Origin of the sequence: Inquilinus limosus MP06 (assembly GCF_000767795.1) — a bacterium.
GTDB lineage: Bacteria > Pseudomonadota > Alphaproteobacteria > DSM-16000 > Inquilinaceae > Inquilinus > Inquilinus limosus_E.
This window is the reverse complement of the sequence record NZ_JANX01000220.1, coordinates 1-9,236: the sequence shown is the minus strand read 5'-3', so window position 1 is coordinate 9,236 and position 9,236 is coordinate 1. Positions and strand designations below refer to the sequence as shown.

9 protein-coding genes are annotated in these 9,236 nt (G+C 69.8%); 2 read left to right on the top strand and 7 right to left on the bottom strand.

The features are described 5' to 3' along the window. Positions 1–1,011: HlyD family secretion protein (locus P409_RS17505; protein ID WP_034840216.1), on the bottom strand; the 1,011-nt coding region annotated here is incomplete at its 3' end. 122 nt (positions 1,012–1,133) lie between these two features. On the opposite strand from P409_RS17505, the gene P409_RS17500 reads away from it, so the two are divergent. After that, positions 1,134–1,778 carry a TetR/AcrR family transcriptional regulator gene (locus P409_RS17500; RefSeq protein ID WP_052120835.1) on the top strand — a complete coding sequence of 215 codons (645 nt, stop codon included), beginning with the start codon at positions 1,134–1,136 and terminating at the stop codon, positions 1,776–1,778. A gap of 48 nt (positions 1,779–1,826) precedes the next feature. Here the strand turns inward: P409_RS17500 and P409_RS17495 are convergent, their stop codons facing one another. The 6 genes from P409_RS17495 to P409_RS17470 form a co-directional block, all read right to left on the bottom strand. Then, on the bottom strand, positions 1,827–3,104 hold the full coding sequence (locus P409_RS17495; protein ID WP_034840213.1) for a hypothetical protein: 1,278 nt from the start codon (positions 3,102–3,104) through the stop codon (positions 1,827–1,829). Between the two features lie 78 nt (positions 3,105–3,182). Beyond that, positions 3,183–4,286 (bottom strand): calcium-binding protein, encoded by a 1,104-nt coding sequence (locus tag P409_RS17490; protein ID WP_052120833.1) that lies wholly within the window; start codon positions 4,284–4,286, stop codon positions 3,183–3,185. 224 nt (positions 4,287–4,510) lie between these two features. Beyond that, on the bottom strand, positions 4,511–5,485 hold the full coding sequence (locus P409_RS17485) for a quinone oxidoreductase family protein (RefSeq protein ID WP_034840211.1): 975 nt from the start codon (positions 5,483–5,485) through the stop codon (positions 4,511–4,513). Between the two features lie 9 nt (positions 5,486–5,494). Further along, complete coding sequence (locus tag P409_RS17480; protein ID WP_034840209.1) at positions 5,495–6,190, bottom strand: dienelactone hydrolase family protein; 696 nt, start codon at positions 6,188–6,190, stop codon at positions 5,495–5,497. 127 nt (positions 6,191–6,317) lie between these two features. Further along, positions 6,318–6,827 carry a methylated-DNA--[protein]-cysteine S-methyltransferase gene (locus P409_RS17475; RefSeq protein ID WP_052120831.1) on the bottom strand — a complete coding sequence of 170 codons (510 nt, stop codon included), beginning with the start codon at positions 6,825–6,827 and terminating at the stop codon, positions 6,318–6,320. After that, entirely contained in the window at positions 6,824–8,851 is a 2,028-nt protein-coding gene (locus P409_RS17470; protein ID WP_034840207.1) for a thioredoxin domain-containing protein, read from the bottom strand. Before P409_RS17470 ends, P409_RS17475 begins: the two co-directional genes overlap by 4 nt. A gap of 87 nt (positions 8,852–8,938) precedes the next feature. Between P409_RS17470 and P409_RS17465 the strand changes: the two genes are divergently transcribed. Further along, a complete protein-coding gene (locus P409_RS17465; RefSeq protein WP_034840205.1) occupies positions 8,939–9,184 on the top strand; it encodes a DUF6489 family protein in 246 nt (81 codons plus the stop codon). Positions 9,185–9,236 lie beyond the last annotated feature (52 nt).

Below are 9,236 nucleotides of genomic sequence, written 5' to 3'. Positions count from 1 at the left end.
GTCGACCGCGACGCCGACCGACAGGCCGGGGCGTAGCAGGCCGCTGAGCTGGTTGTCGGCCGGCACCGCGATGCGCACCGGCACGCGCTGCACGATCTTGGTGAAGTTGCCGGTCGCGTTCTCCGGCGGCAGCAGGCTGAACTCGGCGCCGCTGGCCGGGGCGAAGCTCTCGACCTTGCCGGTCAGGCTCTGGCCCGGGAAGGCGTCGACCGACAGCGTCACCGACTGGCCGACGCGCATCGCGGCCAGCTGCGTCTCCTTGAAGTTGGCGACGACATAGACCTTGGGCAGCGGCACGACGGACAGGAGCTGCGTGCCGGGCCGGACATACTGGCCGACCTCGACCCCCTTGTTGCCGACGACGCCGTCGACCGGGGCGCGGATCTCGGTGCGGTCGAGGCTGATCTGGGCCAGGTCGACCGCGGCGGTCAGCTTCTCGATCTGGGCCTGGGCCTGACGCTGGGACGCCTGCAGGATCGCCGTCTGGCCCTGCTGGTTGGTCAGCGCCGCCTGGGCGCTGGCCAGCGCGGCGTCGGCGCGCTTGTGCTCGGTGCCCGCGGTCTCGAAGGCCTGCTGGCTGCCGTTGCGCGTCTCCCACAGCCGGCGCGCCCGCTCCAGGTCGTTGCCGGTCTGGGTCAGGGTCGCGGCCGCCTGGTCGACGCTGGATTTGGCCTGGGCGATCATCGAATCCTGCAGCGCCAGCTGCTGCTCGATCGACGCCAGGGTCGCCTGCTGGGCCGACAGTTCCGCCTTCGCCTGGGCCAGCTGGGCGCGGTAGTCGCGGTCATCGATCCGGACCAGCGGATCGCCCGCCTTCACCATCTGGTTGTCGGTGACCAGAACCGCCGTCACCGCGCCTTCGACCTGCGGGCTGAGCGTGGTGGTGTCGCTCCGCACATAGGCGTTGTCGGTGGTCTCGAAGAACCGGTCGACGGTCCACCACCGGTAGCCGAAATAGCCGGCGACGGCGATGGCGGCCATGGCCGCGACGACGATGATGGGCTTGCGCATGGGAGGACTCGGTGAACTGAACCGTTCAGTCTTGTTGCGGGAAGGTGCGATTTGCCCTATCTCTTGTCAAGACGAAACTGAACGGTTCAGTTTAGCTCGATTTTCTCCTGTTCCATGTGCCGATGACCTGTCCCTTCCCCGAGACGCTTCCACCGCCAGCCGCCGCCAGCCGGAAGCCGGACCAGATCCTGAAGGCGGCCTATGCCGTTTTCCTGGAGCAGGGCTATGAGGCGGCCAGCATGGACGCGATCGCACGCGAGGCCGGCGTGTCCAAGGCCACGCTCTACGCCCATTTCGCCAGCAAGCAGGATCTGTTCGCGGCGATCGTCGCCAGCGCCTGCCGGGTGTTCGAGCGGCTGGCCGCGATGTCGCCGCCGCCGGACGACCTGCGCGCCGCGCTGATGGAGGCCGGCGGCACGCTGCTGCGTTTCATCCTGCATCCCGACGTGAACAAGGTGTACCGCAGCGTCGTGGCGGAGGCGGCCCGATTTCCGGAGCTCGGCCGGGCGATGTATGAGGCCGGCCCGGGCCAGGGCAAGGCGCATCTGGCCCGGTTCTTCGCCGCCGCCACCGAGCGCGGCGTGCTGGCAGTGCCGGATGCGGAGCTGGCGGCCGAGCAGTTCGGCGCCCTGATCCTCGGCCATATGAAGATGCGGCTCGAGCTCGGCATCGAGGTGCCGAGCGAGGAGCGGATGCGCCATGGCCTCGAAAGCGGCGTGGACACCTTCCTGCGGGCCTATGCCGTCCCGGTGGCGCCGATGCCCTGACCCCGGCCTGCCGCAGGCGGGTCGAGGACGCCGGGCCGATCCGGATCGTCAGGAGCCGGAGGGCTTCACGGCGCAGTCGTAGCCGCCGGGTGTGCGCGCGGCGATGGCCTTGGTCAGGCCGCCGGCCGTCCGCGGGCCCAGGACCAGGCAGACCCGGTATTCGATGATTTTGCTTTGCGGGAAGCCGTTGAACGGCACCGACTGGACGCCATCAAACACGGCCGCGAGGCTGGTGCCGTAATAGGGCGTCGAGCCCCAGGCCATCTTTTCCGACACCGTGGTGCCGTTGGGGTTGTCGTAGGGCAGCTCGTATTGCGACGACTGGTACGGCCATTCGTAGTCGCAGGGCAGCTTCTGCTGCTGGAACGGGCAGCCATTGCCGCCGTTATACGTCGCCGAGGTCTTGCCGCGTCCATCGGAATAGCCGTCGCGCAGGGCGGACATGGAATAGGGCGCCGGCTCGAACAGGCCCATCTCGAACTGGCCGGCCAGCAGGGCCGAGAACCGCGCGGCCGTGTTGGCCCCGGTCCAGGTCCAGGTGGCGTTGCGCGTCAGCGGGTCGGTGGTCGTGGTGAAGTGGTAGCGGTCGGCCCACATCACCTGGCGGATCGGGTTGCTGCCGCCATCGAAGTTCAGCTTGCCGTAGGGGCCGCGCAGGTCGAAGCTGACCCGGTCGGGGCCCGGCACGGGCGCGAGGCTGACCTGCGTGACGATCAGCGGCCAGTTGGCCCCGTCCTGGAAATACCAGGTGATCGTGACCGGCAGGTCATAGCGCTTGAACAGCGTCCGGCTGGTGCCGAGCGGCGGGCTGTCCTCGCCGGTGTCGGGGTCGATGCCGTTCGGGCTGATCGTGCCGTATTTCGGATAGGCCGTCTTGTACTCGACGATGACGCGGTTCCTGGTGCTCGGCACGATCCGGCCCGTGACCGCGAAGCTGCGGCCCAGCGGCGAATCATCGGCACCGAAGATCTTGTTCGCGATCGGCGCGGAGGTGCCGTCGGAGAATGTGCGGTAGCGCTCATGCGCGACGAAATAGCCGAAGCCGTCCCCGGAATCGCTCGCATTGACGGTCATCGTGGTGGAGACGCCGTTCTTCAGATAGGGATACGTCATCTGGACGGCATAGCCGCCATTGCCCGGGTTGCCGTTGCCCTGGCGCTTGAGCGAGACGGTGCGCAGCCCGCCATCGGAACCCCGCCACGTCACGCGGTCGACGGCCACGCCGTTGACGGTTGCCGATTGGCTCTGCGCCGCCTTTGCCGGCGGCACCATGAGAACGAGCGTCGCGATCAGCCCGGCGGCTGCGGTTTTGAGACCCTGGCTCATGTCTGTTCTCCGATGCGGTCGAGTGTTGAGGGGCCGGCCGCCGGCCCGGAGCTCGGCGAAATCCGTGATCCCGGCGCCCTAGAGGACGAAATCCGCGGCAACCAGGCCGAGGTGGCCGGAGAGGGTGATGTGGAAGTCGGAGGTGCCGTCGCCGTTGACGTCACCGGCGATGGTCGTGTCCGCGCCGTTGACGGCATAGCGCAGCTCCCCGGCCTGATGGCTGTAGAGGCCCGTGCCGATGAAGGTGAAGGCCTGGTTGCCGGCCGTCCCCCAGTCGGCGTCGATCGCCGACAGGTCGATGCGGTCGCCCTGGGCATGGCTGAAATCGGTGATGCGGTCGGCATTGGCCCCGACCACGCTGTCGGCGATGCCGACGTAGACGAAGCGGTCCGCCCCGGCGCCACCCGTCAGCGTGTCCTTGCCGCCGGCGCCGGTGAGCACGTCATTGCCGTTCCAGCCCTGCAGGGTGTTGGCGCCGCCATGGCCCAGGAGGGTGTCGTTGCCCTGGCTGCCGGAGAGAATCTCGATGCCAGCCAGGGTGTCGCCCTGGGCCTCGCCGCCCGCGCCCTTGCCCGTGGAGAGGCTCACCGTCACCCCGACCGCGCTGGTGAAGTAGCTGGCGGTATCGATGCCGGCGTCGCCGTCGAGTTGGTCGGCGCCAGACCCGCCGCGGAGCACGTCGTCGCCGTCGCCGCCGTCGAGCTGGTCCGTCCCGGCCGCCCCGGCCAGCGTGTCGTTGCCGGCATAGCCGAAGAGCTGGTCGTTGCCGGCGGCGCTGGTGACGGTGTCGTTGCCGCTGCCGCCGGTGTAGATCAGCGTCTCGAAGCTCGAGGACCTGACCGAGCCATCGCCGCTCGTTCCGTTCAAGGAGAAGGTCAGCGGGCTGTCGGCGCCGGCGAAATCCACGATGAGCGTGTCGGCCCCGGCCCCGCCATTGACGATGTCGACGCTGGCCGGGTCGCCGAACGTCCGGGTGACGGTGACCGCGTCGTCGCCGCCGCCGCCATTCAGGGTGTTGCTGCCGCCGCCGCCATAGAGCTCGTCGTTGCCGTCGCCGCCGTTGAGCGTGTCGTCGCCGCCGTTGCCGAGGAGGACGTCGCTGCCGCCCAGGCCGTCGATCCTGTCGTTCTCGTCACCCCCGGCGAGGACGTCGCCATTCGCGGTGCCGCTGATGATCGCCATGGGCTTGCCTCCTGGGCTGATGGACGGGACGGCCTCTCAGACCGCTGTATCCCGCCTTCACCGCGGCTGGGCATGCCCATATGGGAGGGGAGGAGAAAAATGCCGGCAACGGCGTCACGGAAGCGGCGCGTCGGGAGACGGCGGATCGGCCTAGAAAGAAGGCCGGGCGGCGGATATCGCCGTCCGGCCTCAGCCTGGCGTCTTTCCGGATACGGGCTTGCGCGCTAGGGCAGCAGCACCGTCGATCCCGTGGTCTTCCGCGCTTCCAGGTCGCGATGGGCCTGGGCGGCCTCGCGCAGCGGATAGGTCTGGGCGATCGAGATCTTCACCGCGCCCTTGGCGACCACGTCGAACAGCTCCGCCGCCGCAGCCTCGTATTCCGGCCTTGTGGCGATGTAGCTGCCGAGGGTCGGCCGGGTCAGGAACAGCGACCCCTTCTGCGACAGCACCAGCGGGCTGATCGGCGCCACGGGGCCGGAGGCGTTGCCGAAGGTCACCATCATGCCGCGCGGCGACAGGCAGTCGAGCGAGCCGTCGAAGGTGGTCTTGCCGACGCCGTCATAGACCACCGGCACGCCCTTGCCCCCGGTGATGGCGCGGACGCGGGACACGAAATCCTCGGTCGAATAGTCGATCACGTGGTCGCAACCGGCGGCGCGGGCCAGCGCCACCTTCTCCGGCCCGCCGGCGGTGCCGATCACGGTGGCGCCGAGATGCTTGGCCCATTGCGCGGCGATCTGGCCGACGCCGCCGGCGGCGGCGTGGAACAGGATGGTCTGGCCCGGCTGCACCGGGAAGGTGCGGCGCAGCAGGTACCAGGCGGTCAGCCCCTTCAGCAGGATCGCGGCCGCGGTGCGGTCGGTGACGCCGTCCGGGATCTTCACCACCTTCTCGGCCGGGATCACCCGCTCCTCGGCATAGCTGCCGGTCGGGCCGTTGCCGTAGCCGACGCGGTCGCCCGGCTTGAAGCCGGTCACGTCCGGGCCGACCGCGACGACCTCGCCGGCCGCCTCCTGCCCCAGCACCAGCGGCAGCTGCGACTTGTAGAGGCCGCCGCGGATATAGGTGTCGATGTAGTTCAGGCCGATGGCGGTGTGGCGGATCCGGATCTCGCCCGGGCCGGGCGCCGGCACGTCGACCGGCTCCCAGCGCATCGTCTCGGGGCCGCCGGTCTCATGGATGCGGATGGCGTGGACCATGGGGTTCCCTCAGCCGAGATGGGTCTTCAGGAAGGCGGCGGTGCGGTCGTTCGCCAGGGTGGCGCCGGCCGCGTCGTAATGCTCGCCGCCGACGCGGGCGAAGGCGTGGTCAAGGCCGGGATAGGTGTGCACCGCGACCGTCGGCAGCGACGCCATGCGGGCGCGGATCTGGTCCTGGGCCTCGGGCGGCACGAACCGGTCCTTCTCGGCGATGTGCAGCAGCAGCGGCCGGGTGATGGCGGGAGCTTCCCCCAGCAGCTTGTCGATGCCGACGCCATAATAGCTGACGGCGCAGTCGGCGTCGGAGCGGGTGGCCATCAGGAAGGCCAGGCGGCCGCCCAGGCAGTAGCCGATCGCGCCGGCCCGGCCGGTGCATTCCGGCAGGTCGCGCAACGTGGCCAGCGAGGCGATCAGGTCCTCGACGCCGGCGGTCTCGTTGAAGCCGTTGAACAGGGCAAAGGCCTTGTCCCATTCGGCCTGCGACTTGTCGGTGATGTCGACGCCCGGCTCCTGCCGCCAGAACAGGTCGGGGCAGAGGGCGACATAGCCCTGGGCCGCCAGGTCGTCGCAGATCTGGCGCATCACCGCGTTGACGCCGAAGATCTCCTGGATGACGAGGATGCCGGGCCCGGAGCCCGCGGCGGGCCGGGCGAGATAGGCGTTGAAGCGGCCGCCATCGGCAGCGGTGACGGTGACTGTCGCCATGGAGTCGCTCTCCCTCGAGCGTTGCGGTGGACGAGGCAATCGTATCAAGCGGGGTGGACGATAACCGGAGCCCGGCAGCCTTGTCACGGCGGGCGAAAAACCTCTGTGACAGCGCCGTCAGGTTGGTTCAATTCGACGGAAATTTTCCCGGATAGCCCTCGAACTCCAGCAGCCGGCGCTTGCGCTCCAGGCCGGAGGCGCTGCCATAGCCGCCGAGGGTGCCGCCGGCGCCGATGACGCGGTGACAGGGCACCAGCAGCACCAGGTCGTTGCGGCCGCAGGCCTGGCCGACCGCGCGCGGGCCGCTGTTCAGGATATGGGCCACGCCGCCATAGGACGCGGCCTCGCCATAGGGGATGTCGATCACCGCCTGCCGCACCCGCTGCTGGAACGGGCTGGCGGCAGGGGCCATCGGCAGGTCGAAGCGGCGGCGCTTGCCGGCGAAATACTCCTCGATCTGGCGGATCGCCTTGCGCAGCAGCTTGTCCTTCGGCGGCACCTCGTCGGGCGGGTCCTGGACATGGTCGACGGCGGCCACCACCCCGCCGGCCACGGTGATCCGCACCGGGCCGACCGGGGTGTCGATGGTCGCGGTGGCCCGCTCCAGCACCGGCCGGCTTCGCGTGGCGCGGGTCATGCTCCGATCAGCTCCAGCAAAGCCTCGGGGGTGGTGACCGGAGCCTGGCACACCGGCCCGCGGCAGAGATAGGCGGTCGGCCGCCCGTCGAGCATCGTCTTGCCGGCGGCGGGATGGTCCTCCGGCAGCGCCGCGCCGGGATCCAGCCGCAGCAGCATCCGCCCGGGCAGCGACCGGCCGTGCACCGCCCGCAGCAGCGCCCGGGTGGCGGGATCGTGCTTCGGCCCGATCACCACGATCTGCAGCGGCTCCATCCGGTCCTCGGCCCGGTTCAGCCAGGTGGCCAGCGGGATGAAGTTGCGCTGCAGCTCGCCGGTGAAGGCGGCGATCAGGGAATCGGCGCGCAGGGCGTACAGCCGGTCGCCGGTCAGGTGGTGCAGCCGCGTCAGCACCCCGAGCATGGTGCCGTTGCCGGACGGCACCGCGGCGTCGTACGCGCTCTTGGTGCGCACGATCAACGCCTCGCCGTCATCCGCGGTCAGGAAGTAGCCGCCGCGGCCGCCATCCCAGAAATGCCGGTCGAGCACCGCGGCCCACAGCTTGGCATGCTCGAGATAGGCCGGGGTTTCGGTCGCCTCGTGCAGCGCCAGCGCCGCTGCCGCCATGTCGGCATAGTCCTCCAGCAGCCCCGGCGCGGTGGCTTTGCCGCGGCGCCAGGCATGGGCCAGGCGGTCGCCGTCCCCGAGTTGCCGGACCACCGCGGCGAAGGCGGTCTCGGCCAGGGCGATCCAGCCGGGCCGGTCGAAGGCCTGGCCGGCCTGGGCCAATGCCGCGATCATCAGCCCGTTCCAGTCGGCCAGCACCTTGTCGTCCCAGCCGGGCCGTACGCGTACAGCCCGGCGCGCGAGAAGTACGGCCCGGTCCTGCGCCAGCGCCGCGTCGGTCTCGGCATCGCGCAGCGCCGGGTCGTGCCGGCGGTTCAGGATCGTCTTGCCTTCCCAATTGCCGTCTGGCGTGACGTCGTATGCCCGCTTGAACGCGGCCGAGCGTCCGCCGAGTACGGCGTCGATCTCGGCCTCGCTCCAGACGTAGAAGCGGCCCTCCTCGCCTTCGCTGTCGGCGTCCAGCGTCGCGGCGAAGGCACCGCCCTCGGCGATCATCTCGCGCTCGATCCAGGCGACCGTTTCCTCGACCCGGGCGGCGTACAGAGGATCGCGGGTTTCCTGCCAGGCCAGGGTCAGCAGGCCGACCAGCTGGGCGTTGTCGTACAGCATCTTCTCGAAATGCGGCGCCAGCCACTCCTCGTCGGTGGAGTAGCGGGCGAAGCCGCCGCCGAGATGGTCATAGATGCCGCCCTGGCTCATCGCGGTCAGGGTCCGCAGCGCCGCGTCGCGCCATTCGGGGCCCCCGGAGCTTCTATGCCGCGACCGCCGCCAGCCGCGCCACAGCAGCTCGATGAGCCCCGGCTGCGGGAATTTCGGTGCGCCGCGCAGACCGCCCCAGACCGGGTCGAACTGCCCGGCCAGCTGCTTCGCCACCTGGTCGAGCACCTCGAGGCTCAGCCCGGCGCCGGGCTGGTTCTCGGACTGCTTGGCCAAGGCATCGGCCAGGGCGGCGACATTGCCGGTGACCTTCTCCGGCTCGGTGGCATAGGCGGCGGACAGGGCGCGCAGCACCTCGGTGAAGCCGGGCCGGCCCCAGCGGCTGGTCGGCGGGAAATAGGTGCCGCCCCAGAACGGCGCGCCGTCCGGGGTCAGGAACATCGTCAGCGGCCAGCCGCCCTGCTGCCCCAGCATCGCCAGCGCCGACTGGTAGATGGTATCGACGTCCGGCCGCTCCTCCCGGTCGACCTTGATCGAGACGAATAGCTCGTTCATCACCGCGGCGGTGGCAGGATCCTCGAAGCTTTCATGCGCCATGACATGGCACCAGTGGCAGGCGGCATAGCCGACCGAGAGCAGCACCGGCTTGTTCTCGGCCCGGGCGCGGGCGAAGGCCTCCGTGCCCCAGGGCTGCCAGTCCACCGGATTGTCGGCGTGCTGCAGCAGATAGGGGCTCGTCTCCTCGGCGAGGCGGTTGGGCATGTCGATATCCCGGTCTGTAATGGCGCTGGCGCCGGACGCTATACTCTCCTGCCAGGATAACGCCGCCAACACCGCCGGAGGATCCCGATGAAGGTTTCGATCGATATCGACTGCACGCCGGAGGAGGCGCGCGCCTTCTTCGGGCTGCCGGATGTCGGCCCGATGCAGCAGGCGCTGCTGAAGGACCTGGAGGACCGGATGCGCGCCAACCTGGCGGCGATGGAACCGGAGGCGATGCTGAAGACCTGGCTGCCGGCCAGCATCGAGGGCTTCGAGACGCTGCAGCGCGCCTTCTGGCAGGGCATGACCGGCGGCAAGGGAGGGAAGAGCTGAGCGTCTTGGGATCGAGTTGCTTGCTATCGACAGAGCAAAACGACGTCCCCCT